This window comes from Lujinxingia vulgaris (assembly GCF_007997005.1).
In the GTDB taxonomy this organism is placed as follows: Bacteria; Myxococcota_A; Bradymonadia; order Bradymonadales; family Bradymonadaceae; genus Lujinxingia.
On the sequence record NZ_VOSL01000002.1, the window covers coordinates 99,480 to 116,356 of the forward strand.

The 16,877-nt window shown below is 65.9% G+C and carries 12 protein-coding genes; 10 read left to right on the plus strand and 2 right to left on the minus strand.

Going from position 1 to position 16,877, the window contains the following annotated elements; all coding sequences use genetic code 11:
* The first annotated feature begins 1 nt into the window (after position 1).
* The 5 genes from FRC96_RS00415 (at position 2) to FRC96_RS00435 (ending at position 6,473) form a co-directional block, all read left to right on the plus strand.
* Positions 2–1,393, plus strand: coding sequence for a hypothetical protein (locus FRC96_RS00415; protein WP_146972072.1), 1,392 nt, complete (start codon positions 2–4; stop codon positions 1,391–1,393).
* A 362-nt stretch (positions 1,394–1,755) separates the two neighbouring features.
* Positions 1,756–3,321: a tetratricopeptide repeat protein gene (locus FRC96_RS00420; RefSeq protein ID WP_230469686.1), complete on the plus strand. Its 1,566-nt coding sequence runs from the start codon at positions 1,756–1,758 to the stop codon at positions 3,319–3,321.
* Positions 3,322–3,380: 59 nt separating this feature from the next.
* Positions 3,381–4,499: a hypothetical protein gene (locus FRC96_RS00425; RefSeq protein WP_146972074.1), complete on the plus strand. Its 1,119-nt coding sequence runs from the start codon at positions 3,381–3,383 to the stop codon at positions 4,497–4,499.
* Positions 4,500–4,743: 244 nt separating this feature from the next.
* Positions 4,744–5,367, plus strand: a complete 624-nt coding sequence (locus FRC96_RS00430; RefSeq protein ID WP_146972075.1) for a superoxide dismutase — start codon at positions 4,744–4,746, stop codon at positions 5,365–5,367.
* Between the two features lie 299 nt (positions 5,368–5,666).
* On the plus strand, positions 5,667–6,473 hold the full coding sequence (locus FRC96_RS00435) for a DUF547 domain-containing protein (protein ID WP_230469687.1): 807 nt from the start codon (positions 5,667–5,669) through the stop codon (positions 6,471–6,473).
* Positions 6,474–6,481: 8 nt separating this feature from the next.
* On the opposite strand, the gene FRC96_RS00440 is transcribed toward FRC96_RS00435, so the two are convergent.
* Complete coding sequence (locus FRC96_RS00440) at positions 6,482–8,095, minus strand: HEAT repeat domain-containing protein (RefSeq protein ID WP_146972077.1); 1,614 nt, start codon at positions 8,093–8,095, stop codon at positions 6,482–6,484.
* 7 nt (positions 8,096–8,102) lie between these two features.
* Positions 8,103–9,074 carry an alpha/beta hydrolase gene (locus FRC96_RS00445; protein WP_146972078.1) on the minus strand — a complete coding sequence of 324 codons (972 nt, stop codon included), beginning with the start codon at positions 9,072–9,074 and terminating at the stop codon, positions 8,103–8,105.
* 324 nt (positions 9,075–9,398) lie between these two features.
* Here FRC96_RS00445 and FRC96_RS00450 point away from each other — a divergent pair, with 324 nt between their 5' ends.
* The 5 genes from FRC96_RS00450 (at position 9,399) to FRC96_RS00470 (ending at position 16,696) form a co-directional block, all read left to right on the plus strand.
* Entirely contained in the window at positions 9,399–9,830 is a 432-nt protein-coding gene (locus FRC96_RS00450) for a hypothetical protein (protein ID WP_146972079.1), read from the plus strand.
* A 439-nt stretch (positions 9,831–10,269) separates the two neighbouring features.
* A complete protein-coding gene (locus FRC96_RS00455) occupies positions 10,270–11,712 on the plus strand; it encodes an OmpP1/FadL family transporter (RefSeq protein ID WP_146972080.1) in 1,443 nt (480 codons plus the stop codon).
* A 103-nt stretch (positions 11,713–11,815) separates the two neighbouring features.
* The gene (locus tag FRC96_RS00460) at positions 11,816–12,721 is read left to right on the plus strand and encodes a hypothetical protein (protein WP_146972081.1); all 906 of its coding nucleotides are present in this window, start codon (positions 11,816–11,818) and stop codon (positions 12,719–12,721) included.
* A 448-nt stretch (positions 12,722–13,169) separates the two neighbouring features.
* A complete protein-coding gene (locus FRC96_RS00465; RefSeq protein WP_230469688.1) occupies positions 13,170–15,380 on the plus strand; it encodes a beta-propeller domain-containing protein in 2,211 nt (736 codons plus the stop codon).
* A gap of 464 nt (positions 15,381–15,844) precedes the next feature.
* Positions 15,845–16,696, plus strand: coding sequence for a hypothetical protein (locus FRC96_RS00470; RefSeq protein ID WP_146972083.1), 852 nt, complete (start codon positions 15,845–15,847; stop codon positions 16,694–16,696).
* Positions 16,697–16,877 lie beyond the last annotated feature (181 nt).

Below are 16,877 nucleotides of genomic sequence, written 5' to 3' on the forward strand. Positions count from 1 at the left end.
GATGACGATCCGGCAAAACCCCCTCTGGCGAGCGTGTGCGCTGGCCCTGGTGCTGAGCGCTGCGGCCTGCGGCACCGAGTCGAATGAGAGCGAAGACGCCGATGTGCTGCTCGGTGATGATGCCGGCGGCGAGGGCGTCGAAGACGCCGAGGGGAGCGCGGATGCGGGCGATGACGCGGGGCTGAGCGGGCCGACCTATTATTCGCATATCCGCCCGATGATGGCGGCGCGCTGCAACGAGTGCCACATCGAAGACGCGATCGCGCCGATGGCGCTGGACTCCTACGAGGGCATCAAAGAGATGGGGCGGCTGGCGCTCGGGGCGATGGAGACCGGCGTGATGCCCCCCTGGCCGCCGGCCGAGGAGTGTGGCCCGCCGCTCAAGAACCGCCGGCATATCAGCCAGGAGGAGATCGCGCTCTTTCGTGAGTGGGTCGAGGCGGGTTACCCCGAGGGTGAGCCGAGCGATGCGCCTCCCCCCGAGCGCGACGAGAGCGCGCCGGTCTTTGACCGTGGCGAGCCCGATCTGACCCTGGACTGGGGCTTTGAGTATACGCCCGAGCCGCCGCTGGCCGAGGCGGTCGACGACTACCGCTGCTTTGTCATCGACCCCGAGCTCAACGAGGATCAGTTCCTCAACGCCGTGCGCACTCGCCCCGGAAACACCCGGGTGGTGCACCACGCGCTGGTCTACTCGGTCTCTGAAGATCAGGCCGCGCGCCTGGAGCAGCTCGAGGCCGAGGATGAGCGCCCCGGCTACACCTGCTTTGGCGGGCCCCGCACCTCCGATCCCTGGCTGCTCTCGGGCTGGGTGCCCGGCACCATGCCCCTGGAGTTTGAAGAGGGCCACGGCGTACGCATTGAGGCTGGCTCGAAGATCGTGGTGCAGATGCACTACAACACCGTCAATGACCCCGAGGGCAGCGATCGCTCCCTCTTCGATCTTTATTTTGTCGACCAGGAGGAGACCTCCCGCGTTACCGAGCTTGTGATCATCCCCCTGGCCGAGCTCGGACTGCAGATCGAAGCCGGCGACCCCGATGCGGTCGCCGTGGAGGAGGGCCCCGAGATCCCGATCTCGCTGACCCTGCACGGGGTCGCCCCGCATATGCACCTACTGGGGAAGAGCATCAAAGTCACCGCCCAGACGGGCACCGGTGAGGTCTGTTTGATGGACATCCCCGACTGGGACTTCAACTGGCAGGGCTTCTACCTCTTTGAGGAGCCGCAGGTGCTGCGCTACCCGGTGACCCCTCGCCTGGAGTGCCGCTACGACAACTCCCCGGGCAATCAGCCCGACGGGCGCGCCCCGCAGGAGGTGCGCTGGGGCGAGGGTACCTACGATGAGATGTGCCTCAACTACTTTATTGTGGAGCGCCCTCCGGGGTTCTGAGCCTCGGGCGTTGAGAGACGTTGAGCAAACATGCGATAGCGAGACGTTTGCGCGAGCGGCCTGCCACCCGGGGCCAGGGCAATCGCAAAGTGGGTTCCCACCACCCGCCACCGTAGGGGGACCCCTTGTGGGTCCCCGCCCTGGGAGTTCGGGAGGGGCACAAGACCCCTCCCTACGGATTGGGTGGGTTCTCCATAAAATGCCTTGTGGGACTTTGCGATTGCCCTGCACCCGGGGCCGCTCGCGCTTTATGTTGCGCAAAACTTAGGGTAAGCCTGCCAGCTGTGCGCCGACCGGCCCCGTGCCCGACGCCGCGCACGCTTTGAAGATCGCTTGAGACAGGCCCTACCACGATGTGGACGATGCGAGACGAATTCGACCTGGAAGAAGACGGCCAGACCACCCCGGCGCTGATGACCCTGGAGGCGCTCTTGCCCCGCGGCCTCGAGGGGCTGACCCGCGAGCTGCGACGAGCGCTGGAGCGCGATAACTATTCGGAGGCGCTCAAGGTCGCCAACGCGCGCTACGCCGAGCAGGGCGCCACCGACCTGGAGGCGGCGCTGACCTATGCGATTTTGCTGGTCGGCCGTCAGCTCTGCGATGAGGCGCTCGGGGTGATCCGCCGCGCGCTGACCCACCACGCCCAGGATGTCTCCCTGCAGCTCAGCCAGGTTGAGGCCCTGATTGTGATGGGCGAGTTTGATGCGGCCACCGATCTGCTCGACGCGATGGGTTCGGTGAGTACGGCGGAGCCGCGCCATCACGCCTTTATGGGCGATATGTACCTGGACATGGGCTCCGAAGACGAGGCGATGGACTGCTACCGCCAGGCGGTCGACCGCGGCGTGGAGGCCGTCGATGTGGCCTTCCGGCTGGGGCACCTGCTCTTTGATCGCGAGGAGTTCGATGAGGCCGCACATTATTTCGGCATCGCCGCGCGCCAGGCTGTCGATAACCCGATGGTCTGGGAGATGGCGGCCACGGCCTACTTTGAGGCCGGCCGCGTTGAGGATGCGGCCTACGCCTTTAAACGCGTGCTTCAGGAAGATCCCGAGAATACCTCGGCCTGGCTCTACCTGGGGCTCTGCCATCAGGTGAACCAGGACTTTGAAGACGCCGTCGACGCCTTTGAAGAATATGTCGAGTTGGAACCGGAGAGCGCGGTGGGCTGGGGGCAACTCGGCCAGTCGCATCTTCTGCTGGGGCAGCATGAGCAGGCGCTGCGCAGCTTTGAGGAGGGCGTCAAACACGCCGGCGACGACGTCACCATGCTCAACGGCGCCACGATGGCCGCCTACCAGAGCGGGGACACCGAGGCGGCCGAGCGCTGGGCGCGCCGCGCCATCGAGGTCGGCCCGGAGAATATGGAGGCGCAGTACAACCTGGGTGTGCTCTTGCTGGAGCGCCGCCGGGTCAAAGAGGCGCGCCTGGTCCTGGAGCAACTTCTGGAGCAGGAGCCGCCCGACAGCGCCTCGGCCGTCGGCGCCCTGGCGGTCGCCGAGCTCATTGACGGGCAGCGGGCCTCGGCGTTTGAACATATCGAGGAGGCGCAACGTCTGGGTGTAGACGCCGAGTGGCTCGGGGCGTTTGCCGAAGAGCTCTTGAAGCTCGAAGGCGGCACCCCGGCCCGGACTTTTTTGCAAAACGCCACCAGCGGCGATGAGCGTTGGCCCTCGGTGCGCGCGATGCTCGCCTTTGTCTGCGCCTCGATCGCCGGTGAGGGCGAGCGCACGGGCGAGTTTTCCTCCTCCTTTGTGGAGGAGCTGGAGCGCACTCCGGAGGTCGTGCCGATGATGTGGGACTTTGAGTCCTGGGAAGCCGTCGCGATGCGACTTCAGGGCGACGACGCCCGGGTCTTCTCAAAGATGCTCGCGGTGGTCGAAGGGCGTCGCACGCTGGCGCAGGTCGCCGAGAGCATCCGTCGCTGAGCCTTCAAGGGCTCGGCCGAAGTTTTGGAGGAGCAACGATGGTCAGCCGCCGATTTCCGATGCGATCTTTGATCGCCGCCCTCATGCTGGCGCTGAGCGCGCCGGGGTGCACCGAGCCCAACCCCGCCTACCAGGGCGATCCGCTCCTTCCCGAGGAGTGCCGCGCGGGCATTGAGCGCAGCGAGCTCTTCGATCGTTTTGAGCGCCCGGAGCTCCTCGATGTGCTCGTGGTGATGGACAACGCCGGCGAGATGCAGGCCTACCAGCGGGCGATGGCCGAGGCGATGCCGGGCTTTCTGGAGCGCCTGGAGGGTGAGGGCGGCCTCGATGTGCAGGTGGGCGTGGTGACGACCGATGCGCGCGACGGCGCGGGCCTGGCGCCGATCGTACGCGACGTGGAGGGCTGCGAAGACAACACCCTCCAGGTGGCCTACTCCGGCACCGAGGGCTGGGTGCGCGCTGCCGCCTGCAATGTGCAGCAGGGCGAAGATGGCGATGGGTTTCAGCAGGCCCTCGACGTCATTGAGACCAACGTGCTCGGGAACGCCTCGGCGCTGCGCGCGTTTCGTCGAGAGGAGGCGCGCCTGCTGATTCTCGTGGTGAGCAACGAAGATGATTGCTCCGGCGCCCCCCCCGGTGGTGAGGGTGCCAGCCGCGATGTCTGCGCCTGGAGCGCCGAGGATCGGCGCGAGGTCGCCCCGCTGGTCGAGGAGCTGCTCGCCAGCAGCGAGAGCCCCGAGGGCATCTCCTTTGCCGTGATCAGCGGCCCGCCCTCCGGCGTGAGTTATGAAGATGGCGAGGTGGTGCGCTCGGTCTGTCGCAGCACGCTGGGCGCGGCCTACCCCGGAAACCGCCTCTACCAGACAGTGGAAGCCTTCGGGGCGCGTGGCGTCTTCACAAGCGCCTGCACGCTCGACTTCTTCGACCAGCTCGACCTCATCGCTGACCGGCTCGCGCTGACCAGCTCAGTGACCTTATGCGCCTCCGAGCCGATGGCCCATGAGCCCCTGGAGGTGCTCGGGTTGACCGAAGATGGCCAGGAAGCGGTGATCGGCTTCGGCTCAGGCTTTGTGTTTCTGGGGCCGGTGGAGGGCTGCGACAATGGCGCGCTCTCGCTCAAACGCCAGGGCCTGGAGGATATCGTTGAGGTGAGCACGCGCTACTGCGCGCTGCCTTAATTCGGCTCCCTCCTAACCTCCTGAAGGTCTCCTCAAAAGGGGCTGCTTGACTTCACTCGCCTGCGGTTTATCTTCGCGCTTGCTTTGACGCCGGCTCCCGGCGCGTCGCGCCGAGGGATCGGGGCGATCCGCCGCTCTCGGGCTCGCTTTTTTAGCGGCGCGGGCGACGCTGCAGCCGGCGCTTTATGGCGCTGAGAATGCACCTTTTACTGACCGCAATGACCCTACTTTCAGGAGGTTCTTCATGGCTGGAAATCACACCCTTCCCGAGCTTAATTACGCCTACGACGCGCTTGAGCCCTTCATCGACGAGCAGACGATGCGTCTGCACCACAGCAAGCACCATATGGGCTACGTCAACGGCCTCAACGCTGCGGAGAAGGCGCTCAAAGAAGCCCGCGAGAGCGGCGACTTCGGTCGGATCCGCGATCTCGAGCGCCTGGCGGCCTTCCACGGTTCGGGTCACTTCAACCACTGCCTCTTCTGGCAGAACATGACCCCGGCCGATAACTACAAAGATCCCTCGGGCGACCTGCTCAAGCAGATCAACAAGGACTTCGGAAGCCTCGACGGCCTCAAAGCGCAGTTTGGCGCGGCGGCCAAAGCTGTGGAAGGCAGCGGCTGGGGCCTCCTGTGCTGGCAGCCCGCCGGTGAGCAGCTGGTGACGCTGGCGGCGGAGAACCACCAGAAGCAGACCCAGTTCACCGCCATCCCCGTGCTGGCGCTCGATGTGTGGGAGCACGCCTACTACCTGAAGTACCAGAACGCCCGTGGTCAGTACGTCGACCAGTGGTGGAACGTGGTCAACTGGGAGAACGTCGCCGAGAACCTGGCGCGCGCCACCCAGTACAAGTTCGAGCTGCGCTAAACCAGGCCGCGCCGCCCTTCGGGCGGCGCTTGCTGACAGCGCAGGACCGACAGCGCCCGCGCCCCGAAACTCGGGGCGAGGGCGTTTTTTTTGCCCGGAAGCGCTCATCTCCAACGCGGCGTGGCGCGCCGCAGCCCGCGCGCCAAGCCAACCTCGTCGAGGTCGGTCGAAGATCTCGAATGACGATCCGACTGAATGCCCGCGGGAAGCATGGCGTCTCTGAGGATGTTGGGCGTGGAGGGCCGTTGCGCGTATGCTGCGCGAGTTGCCCTCCCGACATCCCGAACCCGGAGTCGCCGATGAAGCACCCGATCACGATCAGCGCCGCGGCCGCGGCTTTTCTTTTCGCTCTGACGCCCGCGTTTGCCCAGGAGCGCGCACCGAACGCCAGCGAGGCTGAAGCGTCTCAGAAGGGCGCCTCGGAGACCGGCGCCGAGGTCATCGATCCGGCGCCTTTTGAGGCGCTTCTGGAGCGCTATGTCGACGCCCGTGGCCAGGTCGACTACGCCCGCTGGCATGCCAGCGAGGAAGACCGTCGGCGTTTGAATGAGGTCGTCGAGGCCATCGGCCAGGCCAGCGTGGAGGGCAAAAGCGCTGACGCTCGCCTGGCCTTCTACATCAACGCCTACAACGCGCTGGTGCTCCACGCCGTGCTGGAGCGCTGGCCGGTAGAGAGCGTGATGAAGGTCGAGGGGTTCTTCGACAAGGTCAAACACCGCGTGGCCGGCCAGTCGCTCACCCTTGATGAGCTGGAGCACAGCCGGGTGATCCGCGCGCAGTTCGATGAGCCGCGCATTCATTTTGTGCTGGTCTGTGCGGCGAAGAGTTGCCCGCGGCTGCGTCAGGAGCCGATGCGCGCGGCCACCCTGGAGCGCCAACTCGACGCGGCGACCCGCGAGTTCGTTCCGGCCGCCACGCGCCGCACCGAGTCCGGTGTGGAGACGAGCCAGCTCTTTAACTGGTTTGCCGAAGACTTTGTAAAATCGGCCGGCTCGGTGCAGGCCTACCTCTTGCGCTACGTGCGCAACTCTGAGCTTCGAGAGGCCCTGGAAGCCGGCGCCGAGGTGAGCTTCTCGGAGTACGACTGGGCGATCAACGCCCGCTGAACGCGGGCTTATTCGGCGGCGGGCTGCTCGACCTGCGCCGCTGCCGCCTCGCCATTGGCGGGCGTATCGGCGCCGGTCGCTGACGGGGCGCGAACCTGCTCGGGGAAGGCGCGCCACATGCCGGCGGCGGCGAAGAGACGCAGCACGAAACGATCTTCAAAGAGGTTGGCCCGAAGCTCATCCAGGTACTGAGTCGGGGTCTCGCTGGTGGCCAGGTACTCCAGGTAGGCCTGGCGCGTCTGCGGGTCGGTGCTTGCGCGGATGGCCTCGGGCAGCTCCCCATCGGAATCGACACGGAGCAAGAGGTAGGCGGCCAGGGCGGCGACCTCGGCGTTGTCGGAGGCCGCCAGCGCTTCCAGGCGCGGGCTCAGCGGGGCGACGATGAGCTCAAGCTCCGCCTCGTCGCGCAGCACCATCTGCAGGGTGCGCAGCGTCTCGGCGGCCTGCTCCTCGTTTTGCAGGCGCGCGCTCAGCGTCTCGCGCCAGTCCTCAGCAAATCGCGCGACGAGCTGGCCGGCGATGAGCTTCTGCGTCTCAAAATCATCAATGCGCATCGCGCTGATCAGCGCGTCGGGCTGGGCGTCGTCGCGGGCGGCGTAGAGGTTGATCGCCGCGCGTCGTACCGGCTCGCGCGCATCGCGCATGGCGATGCGCAAACTCACCGCCGCGTCGTCGGAGGGGTTGGTGGCCAGGGCGCTGAGCACCTCGATGGTCGGCTCCACCTCGGCGCCGCGCAGATACTCCTGGGCGCTGGCCACGTAGGTCTCATCGCCCAGCGCGGTCAGCCCCAGCGCGGCCACGCGCACGAGCTGCGGATCGATGCGGCGCTGCGGCAGCCCCAGCGTCTCGGCGTCATAGACGCCGGCGCGCTCCAGCAGGTCGGCGAAGGTCTCGCGGGCCAGCTCCGAGTGGGAGCGCACCAGAATGCGCCCGGCGTCCAGGCGGGCCTCCAGGGGCTGTTTGGGGTCGGCGAAGCGCTCGATGAACGCCTGAGCTCGATCGGGTTGGCCGGCCTCGGTGAGCCGGGCCAGGGCCATCGCGGCGATGTCCGGATCGGGATCTTCGACAAAGCCGCCGAGCTCCGGCAACGCGCTGCGCCTCAACGTCGTCTCATCGCCGGCTTCTTGCAGCGCCTCCACCGTGGCGTAAGGCCCGGCCTCAAAGGCCATGCGGCGCTGGCGCGGATCTTCGGCGCGCAGCGCGCGGCTGATCATCGTGCGCCGCAGCGTATCACTGCCCAGCTCCAGAGCGGTGGCCACGATCAGGCGTTTTTCGGGGTCGTCGGCGCGGTTGTAGTTGGCCATCGCCTCCTGGCGGGCGCGGGGATGATCGTGGAGGATCATCAGCCGAAGCGCCGCCACCCGCACCATCGGCGAGGGATCGTCGAGCAGGGGCTCGGCAAGCTCCACCACACGCGCATCGTTGATGAGCTCCAGCGCGCGCAGGGTCTCGGCGCGCACAAAGGGATCATCGCCCATCTCCAGCCCGCTGCGCAGGATGTTGTCGATGGTCTCCTTCTCTCCCTCGCGCAGGCTATCGGAGCTGCAGGCCATCATGATGGCGAGCAGCATCATGATCAGCGGGCGCAAGATGCGGGTATGACAGGTGAACGTAGCGTTCAAAGCGGCCTCAGTCGTTGGCGGGGTCGCGACGATCTTCCATAAAGAAGAGGGCGCGTGCCAGAAGATCGCGCCAGGGCTCCTCGTTGAGCACCTCGTGGTAGAGGCCGGGCAGAAGCTCCAGCTGGCGATCATGGGAGCCCATCTGGTGGAAGAAGCGCTCGGTCTCTCGCGCATTGACGATGCGATCGTCGCCGGCCACCAGCAGCAGCGCCGGGTGCTCCAGCTCGCCGGCTCGCTTATGAAGATCGCGCATCGCCCCCACCGCCTCGGAGAACCACCCGGCGGTGGCCGTAGGGAAGTTGAGCGGATCGCGCTCGTGATGATCGATGACCTCCTGAAGATGCGTGAGCGCGCCGGCGTCAATGCCCGAGGCGATGCTCAGCGTGGGCAGGATGCGCGCCGCAGCCAGCCCCACCTTCTGCATAAGTGGCGAGAGGTCGGGGGCGACGCCAAGCAGGGGGCTTGTGATCACAAACGCGCGCACGTTTTGAGGCTTGCGCAGCGCCAGACGCAGCGCGATGAGCCCGCCGTTGGAGTGCCCCATCACAAAGAGGGGAAGGTCCGGCCAGCGCTGGGTGGCGCGGCGAATCAGGAGCTCCATATCGTCGACGTAGTCATCAAAACGCTCGACATGACCGCGCCGCCCGGTGCTGCGCCCGTGGCCACGGGCGTCGATCGCCATCACCGCATAGCCCGCCCGCGCCAGCGCGATGCCCACATGATCGTAGCGCGCGCTGTGCTCGGCGTAGCCGTGCATCAACGCCACCACCGCGCGCGGCGTCACCTCCGAGGCGCGCCAGGTCTGCCAGTAGAGCTGCTGATGATCGGGGGTGCTGAGGTAGCCCTCGTCACGCTCGACCGCATCGAGCGGCGCGCGGCGTCCCGGCGCAAGATCCTCCCAGAGGGCGGGATCGAAGCTCTCGCTGGTCCAGATCTGCGGGGTGAGTTCGGGCGAGGTTACAGGCTGGGGGCGTGCCATAGGCGAGTGACCGGGGGATGATGGTAAGGGGCAGGGGCCATAGGTGGCGAAACTTTATCACGCTCACTGCCGGTTGCGAACCCGCGAGGCGCCCGCCGCTCCCCTCAACGCCATCTCGCTTCGAGTCGACCTGCCCGCGCTCCTGTGGCACGATATGGGCGTCTTAACGCGTGTCTCCGGCAACCTGGTTGAACCCCTGCCCTCCCGGCTTCGGCGCGGAGTGGGGCACCCTCGCTGGACTTTTGTCAGCTGGCGCACACACTCGAGCGCGAACGGGACGTGTCCCTGGTGCGCTTGAGAACCTTACTTTCAAGGAGTGATGTAATGAAGATTCAGAACATGCAGTCGGTGGTGCTGATGGTGGTGATGGCTCTGGGCCTTGTGCTCAGCGCGTGTTCGGGAGCCAACGAGTACCGCATGGAATCTGGCGAGCGCACCGCCGGCGCCGAGGGCATGGTGTCGGTTAGCTCCGATGAGAACGGCAACCGCGTGGTGGCCCTCTCGGTCGCCCACCTTCCTCGCCCCGGTCAGCTCGATGACTCCATGGCCACCTTCGTGGTCTGGATCTCGCCCGAGGGCACCAACTACAACTACAACATGGGGCAGCTTCGCCTGGCCGAAGATCGCACCGGCGCGGTCACCTTCACCACCCCCTTCCCCAGCTTCTCGATGATCGTCACCGCCGAGTCTCACAGCACCGTGCTCGCTCCCAGCGATCAGGTCGTGCTCAAGCGTGAGGTCGGCTCCTCGCGCTGAGCCCAGGCGCTGAGCCTGCATGCCCATCATGCCCCCGCGACCCCGAGTCGCGGGGGCATTTTTGTTGCGAGCGGGGCCATGCAGCTGACTGTGGGTCGGCTGTGACGGGGGAGAGCGGGTCTTAAGACAGGGGGATCGCCCTTTTAACATGCGGTTGAGGTCTGTCTCTCGGACGGATGACAACATATAAACCCTCACGTCTCTCGTGTGAGCCACGCCCGCGACACCGAGTTGGATTGTAAGCCTGGCTGGAGGCGCACGCGCGTGTGGGTTACCTTCGGTGCGTCAAGCCTGCGAGGGTGTGGATTCGCGAGGCTTAGCACCCTGACGCGCGCTCGCGCCGCGGGGAGCCACTGCGCCTGGTGCGCCGGTTGAGGTGGTTTGTTGTGGGTGAAAGTTCTTTTGTTTCAATGGTTTACGGTTCCAGGTTGAGGGTGCTTTGAAAACGAAGATCGCTCGCAGACCGCGCTTGTTATCTCTGGCGTTGATGGCGCTGGCGCTGCTGATGCCACCTTCGTTGGCCGCGGCCAACCCCTTTGATGTGTACGGCTCAGGCGCGCGCTCCGCAGCGATGGCCGGCGCCCAGGCGGCCTCGGCCGAGGGTCCGGCTGCCGTTTATGATAATGTGGCCGAGCTCGCGCTCGCGCGCCCGGGCATTCGGCTGGGCGCGTTTGCCACGCTGGGGCAGGCGCAGATCCTGCTCAAAGAGCGCCCGGCGGGCTATGAGGTGCCCGACCTCGACGGAAACGCCCCGGCGCTGCCCTCCGACCAGACGCGCAGGGAGCGCTCCGACACCACCGGGCTTGCGCCGCTCTACGGGGTGGTGATCGGCGCGGTGACCGACTTTGGCAGCGAGCGCACCCGCGGCGGCGCGGTGGTGATGCTGCCGACCAACGGGCTCTTGAGCATGCAGACCCATTTTGTCGATGAGCGCGAGCGGGCCTTTAGCAACCAGCTGCATTTTGAGCTGATTGGCGAGCGGCTTCGGCGCCCGGTGATCGAGGCGGGAATTGCGCGTGAGCTCACCGACTGGCTCAGCTTCGGCGTGGGCGGCACCTACCTGCCGGGCGCGCGCGCCACCACCGAGGCCTACGTGCGCGATCCGGCCGACCAGTCGGATGTGGGGCTCAACGCCGACATTCAGACCACCAACGCCTGGGGGCTTCTGGCCGGTGCGAGCTTGGCGCTGCCGGCCGATCTTCGCCTGGGGCTTGTGTACCGGGGGCCGGTGGCCTTTGCGATTGAGGGCGGCAACGAGGTGCAGGTGCGCGGGGCCAGCTCCGGCGAAGACACCCGACAGGCCATTTCGTGGATCCCCACCGCCACGCCCGCCTCTCTGCGCCTGGGCCTGGCCTGGTCGCCTGGCGACGTGGTGCTCACCGCCGACGCCCGGCTGACCTTCTGGTCGGGGCACCTCGACACCCAGGGCGACGACGCCGGCTTCCACGACACGATCGAGGGGCGCCTGGGCGCCGAGTGGCAGAGCTCCACCGACACCCGACTTCGCGCAGGCCTGGGCTTTGTGCCCTCGCCGGTACCCGCGCAGACCGGCCGCACGAACTACGTCGATAACCACCGCGCCCTGGCCTCGATCGGCGCGGAGCACCGCTTCGCGCTGTGGAAGCGCGAGGTCGTGGCCGCCTGGTACGTGCAGGCTCATCACCTGCTCTACCGCACCACCGACAAAGACGCGCTCAACTCCTATCCCGACTGCGCCCCCGGCGAAACGCGTCTCTGCGACGAGGTCCCCGACGACACCCGCGACCCTCGCACCGGCCAGCCCTACGCCGAGGCGCAGGGCCTGCAGACGGGCAACCCGGGCTTTCCGGGTTTTAGCTCCGGGGGCTGGCTGGGCGCGGTGGGCTTTGAGCTTCATTATTGAGGCAACGCCTGAGGTGTGCGTGTGTTAAGGTGTGTAAGTGATTGATTTTGTAGATGTATCAGGCGTTTTAGGGGCGCGTGTTCATCGCAGTCGAGGCCGTACGATGAGAGAAGTAGCACAGAGAGTGGGGCGATGGGGCGTGGCGTGTGGGCTCCTGGCAGGTGTGGTGGGCTGCCAGGTGGAGCGTGGCGAGAGCCGCTTTGAGGCGCAGATTGTGGAGGACGTGGGGCTTGCCGAGGTGGGGCCCTCCACCGATGTGGGCCCGGGCGATGGCGAGGGCGCGGGCACCCTGGGCGGGGTCTGGTTGCAGGCCCACCGCGCGTCGAGCTGTGTGCTGGGTCAGGAGCAGGTCTCGATGGGCTATTATATCGTCACCATCGCCGAAGATGGCGAGCTCCTCGATGAGCAGCGCACCCTCTGCGCGCTGGAGCTCAGCCCGGTGCTGGGGCTTCGCCCCCTGGTGCCCCCGGCGGTGATCGAGAGCATCGTCACCCCGGCCATCGACCGGGGTTTTGTGACGCGCCCCACCACCGGCGGGGCCTACACCTCGGCGACCGAGGTGGGGCTGTGGGGGCTTGAGCTCGACGATCCCACCGGCGCCCCCATCCCCACCGAGGCCGGCGACCCGGCGGTGGTCGACGCCGACGCCGACGGCCAACCCGGGGTCACGCTGGAGATCGCCGGCAGCTCGTGCCGCCGCTACATGGCTCAGCGCCAGATTGTGCGTTACACAGGCCAGCTCACCGCTCCCAACCGCATTGAGGGCGGCAGCGCCACGACCACGCGCATGGAGGTCTACGGCGCCTCGGCCTCCCTCTGCGCCATCGCGCCCGATGTGGAGCCCAACGATGCCTTTAGCACCTTCACCATGGTGCGCGTCGACGGGCTGGGCGGCGCCCTCGACCTGGACGCCAACGCCGACGGCACCATCTCCTGCGCCGAGGCCGCGCCCACCTTCGCCCGGGTGCTCGCCAACCGAGAGCCCGACAACGAGAACTGCCGTCGTTGAGGGTTCTGCCCCACACAGGCACCGGCCGCATCGCCCGACCCGGATGACCGTGGGTCACCTGACGTTCATCGTTTGAGATGACCCTGGGTCGCCTGACACCCGCATAGAACCTGCGTGGTATGCGACCCCCGGTCATGGTTGAGCCTGACCGTGGGTCACCTGACGCCCATCGTTTGAGATGACCGTGGGTCGCGCATAAGCGTTGTGTGGTGCCCTGGCACCCGGGCTGCGGGCGACGTCGTTGGAACGAAAAGATTCGAAAAAAGCGATCTATTTTCAGCGTTTAGGTGATCCTGGCATCGAGCTTGCTCTAATCTTAGACCATCACCGCGACGATGCTCGACACGAACCATGCTCAATCGTCGCAAACCAGCATGACGCAAGGCGCAACACGACGTTCGACGACGACACGATGACGCTAACCCCCAAAAAATCTGAGAGGTCCGCGATGAAAAAGTCTCAAAATTCTGAACGATGGCATCGATGGCTGCCGCGGGTTGCCGCGACGGTCGGCGCGGTGACGATGGTCGCCGCCTGTGGTGAGCCCGAGGACTCGCCACGCCGCGACGAAACCTCCAGCGCGAGCTTCCGACTTCAGCCCGCCCAGAGCTGTGAGGATGTGCGCGATGACGTGGTCGACTCGCTCACCGAGCAGGTGCTGCAGAACCGCTACAGCGAATACTGGTGGGGCAATGTTGATTTTGATGCCGGTGAGCCCCAGCCCGGCGCGCCGGAAGCTGGCGACGACAACGCCGGCGGCGATCGCGGTGAGAGCCCCACCGAGTTCACCGAGACCAACGTGCAGGAAGAAGGCGTTGACGAGCCCGACATCGTCAAGACCGACGGCGACTACATCTACACGGTGGCCGACGGCTCGCTGCAGATCCTCAAGAGCTGGCCGCCGGAGGACACCAACCGCGTCGGTCGCTTCGACTTCCCGCAGCAGGCCTACCCGCACAGCCTCTTCCTCAAGGGCGATCGCGTGGCCGTGTTCAGCTCGATCTGGCAGCACAATGATTATTACTACGACGAGGTCGGCTCCGACGATGAGGGTGGCGTCACCCCCGACGGCGATCGCGAGCCGAGCGAGCCTGGCGAGTACGTGGAGCCCTTCTACGGCACCCGCCTGACGATCCTGGATGTCAGTGACCGCACCAACCCGGTCATCGAGAAGCAGGTCGATATTGAGGGCAGCTACACCAACGGCCGCATGATCGACGATAAGGTCTACGTGGTCAGCAACGGTGGGATGCGCAACCTCAACGTCTGGCAATACATGTACAACAACGAGATCCCCGGGCTGCCCGAGCGCGATCACGAGACCACCCCCGAAGAGCTCGAAGTGATGCGCGATGAGGCCCGCCCCATCGTGCGCGCTTACCTCTCCGATGTGCTCGCCGACGAAGATGTGCAGAGCTGGTTCCCCCGCCAGCGCATCCTCGACCACGACGGTGAGGTTCTGGTCGAAGAGCCGCTCTACGAGTGCAATGAGATCTACATGACCGATAACGCCAACCAGCTTGGCGTGCTCTCGATCTCCAGCTTCGATCTCGACACCAAGACCACCATCGACTCCACCGGTCTGATGGCCAACGGCTGGCAGGTCTACGCCTCCCAGGACAACCTCTACGTGGCGATGAGCAGCCGCTGGTGGTGGTGGTGGGGTGGCAACGGCCGCCAGAACGAGTCGCACATCCACAAGTTCGCCCTGCACCCCGACGGTCAGCCCGAGTACCGCGCCAGCGGCAAGGTCGACGGTTGGTTGCTCAACCAGTTCTCGTTCAGCGAGTACGAAGGTCACCTGCGCGTGGCGACCACCGACAACCGCTGGGACTGGGACCAGGAGACCGGCGAGCAGACCGACTCCGGCGGTAACCACGTCATCATCGTTAAAGAAGAGAACGGTGAGCTCGTGGAGACCGGCTCGGTGCGCAACCTCGCGCCGACCGAGCGCATCTACAGCTCGCGCATGATGGGCGATCGCGGCTACATCGTGACCTTCCGCGAGACCGACCCCCTCTACACCCTGGATCTCTCCGACCCCAACGATCCTAAAGTGTTGGGTGAGCTGAAGATCACCGGCTTCTCCAGCTACCTGCACCCGTTGAGCGACGATTACCTCCTGGCGATCGGTCGCGACGGCGATGAGAACGGCGTGATGAGCGGCGTGCACCTGCAGGTCTTTGATGTGAGCGACATGACCGATCCGAAGCTCAAGCATCACCACGTCATCTCCACCGGTGGCTGGTCCTCCGACAGCGAAGCGATGTGGAACCACCACGCCTTCACCTACCAGGCTCGCCTGGGCGTGCTCAGCGTGCCGATGAACATCTGGGATGGTGGCGAGCAGTTCACCGGCCTGATGCTCTTTGAGATCGACGCCGAAGCCGCCGAGGAGAACGCCGGCATCAGCGAGATCGGTCGCGTCAGCCACGGCGACCTGGTGGCCGACTCGCACTGCGTGCGCTACGACATGGAGCCGGGCTGCCAGCAGGAAGACTACTGGGGCTGGTACTCCCAGATGCGTCGCAGCATCATCATGAGCAGCGAAAATGGCGAGGAGTTTGTGTACTCGCTCAGCGACGTGGGTATGAAGGTCAACAACGTCTACAACACCGACGAAGAGCTGGCCTCGGTGCTTCTGCGCGAGCGTTTCTAAGCGCGTGATTCGGGCGCCTCACCCCCGGTGAGGTGCCCTGACCGGCAGCATTGAGGGTGCATGAGGGAGCGAGGCGACTCGCTCCCTCATTGCGTCTGGGGATGCCGGTGAGCGGTGACCGTGGGTCGTTTTGAAAGGTGACCGTGGGTCAGCTGTAGCGATGACCCTGGGTCGCAGAAAAGCCAGTGATGGTGCGGTTGAGAGATGACCGTGGGTCACGCTGAGAGGCGACCGTGGGTCATGCTGAGAGGTGACCCAGGGTCATGGCGGCGGCAGGGCTTTTTCGGTTAAGAGGCGACCGTGGGTCACGCGCTTCGTCCCGGGGTTGATCTCGGAGGGAACTCGGCGCTACAACACCCACGTTGACCCCTACTTATGGACCGAGATGATCGCCGGAGGTCGCGCTGTGGTGAAAGGCGCGCCGAAACGCGATCCGAAAGAGCGAGGCGAAGATGCGCGGTGTGATGAAGCGATGGCTGGTGGTGTGTGTGGCGGCGATGATGGTGACGGCCTGCGGTGATGACAGCGTCGGCTCCAACGATACAGACGCCGGCTTTGATATTGGCGAGGAGTCCCCGGACGCCGGCGACACCGGGTCGAGCGATGAGGACACGGGCAGTGACGAGGACACCGGCTCTAACGATGAGGACACCGGCGCCAATGACCAGGACACCGGGTCGAGCGATGAGGACGCCGGAAACGACGGTGACACCGGAAGCGAGAGCGACACTGGGGCGGACAACGACGCCGGTATGGACGAAGACGCCGGCACCGATCCCGATCCTGCCCCGGCCTGCGAGCCGACCTTCGGGCCAGACGACGCCTGCGAGGGCGACGTTGAAGGCACCTGGGAGTTTGGTAACGCCTGCACCGATTTCGACTTTGCCGAGCTCCTCGCCACGGTGTGTGACGGCTCGTCGGTGGAATCGCTCGACGTAAATACCGACGGCACTCTGGTGGTCACGGCCGACAACTTCGCCCGCGCGATCACCATCGAAGCCGAGGCGCTGGTCTACATTCCCGCCGACTGTCAGGCGATCGGGTTTCTCGGCTGCGAAGGGTTTGGGGATATCGCAGGCTCGGCTGACCCGAGCGTCGAGGTGAGCTGCATCACCAACGCGACCGCCGGTCGCTGCGAGTGCGATGTGGCGGGCACCTACGAAGAAGAGAGCGCCGGGGCCTACACCAACGAGGGCGGCGTGGTCACCGTCGGCGAAGAGGTCTACGACGTGTGCGTCACCGGCGACTCGATGAGCGCGCGCCGCCGCTCCGACGACGAGCAGCGCCCGAGCTTTGTGGAGATCTACACCCGCTAAAGGTCGGTCGAAGTGGTGAGTGACGCGCCCTGTGGGGCGGTCTCTCGGACGTGGGGCGTCGCGCGGAGCGCGGCGCCCCATTTCTTTTGGCGTACAAAGACGGAAGCTTCCGGCTCTGGAGGCAAACATTGACCTCGGAGTGCGGAAGATTCCGGCCTGGGAGGCAAACATTGACCTCGAT

Coding starts and splice junctions, on each gene's coding strand:
- FRC96_RS00415 (WP_146972072.1), top strand. CDS start 2: ATGACGATCCGGCAAAACCCCCTCTGGCGAGCGTGTGCGCTGGCCCTG.
- FRC96_RS00420 (WP_230469686.1), top strand. CDS start 1,756: ATGCGAGACGAATTCGACCTGGAAGAAGACGGCCAGACCACCCCGGCG.
- FRC96_RS00425 (WP_146972074.1), top strand. CDS start 3,381: ATGCGATCTTTGATCGCCGCCCTCATGCTGGCGCTGAGCGCGCCGGGG.
- FRC96_RS00430 (WP_146972075.1), top strand. CDS start 4,744: ATGGCTGGAAATCACACCCTTCCCGAGCTTAATTACGCCTACGACGCG.
- FRC96_RS00435 (WP_230469687.1), top strand. CDS start 5,667: ATGAAGCACCCGATCACGATCAGCGCCGCGGCCGCGGCTTTTCTTTTC.
- FRC96_RS00445 (WP_146972078.1), bottom strand. CDS start 9,074: ATGGCACGCCCCCAGCCTGTAACCTCGCCCGAACTCACCCCGCAGATC.
- FRC96_RS00450 (WP_146972079.1), top strand. CDS start 9,399: ATGAAGATTCAGAACATGCAGTCGGTGGTGCTGATGGTGGTGATGGCT.
- FRC96_RS00460 (WP_146972081.1), top strand. CDS start 11,816: ATGAGAGAAGTAGCACAGAGAGTGGGGCGATGGGGCGTGGCGTGTGGG.
- FRC96_RS00465 (WP_230469688.1), top strand. CDS start 13,170: ATGAAAAAGTCTCAAAATTCTGAACGATGGCATCGATGGCTGCCGCGG.
- FRC96_RS00470 (WP_146972083.1), top strand. CDS start 15,845: ATGAAGCGATGGCTGGTGGTGTGTGTGGCGGCGATGATGGTGACGGCC.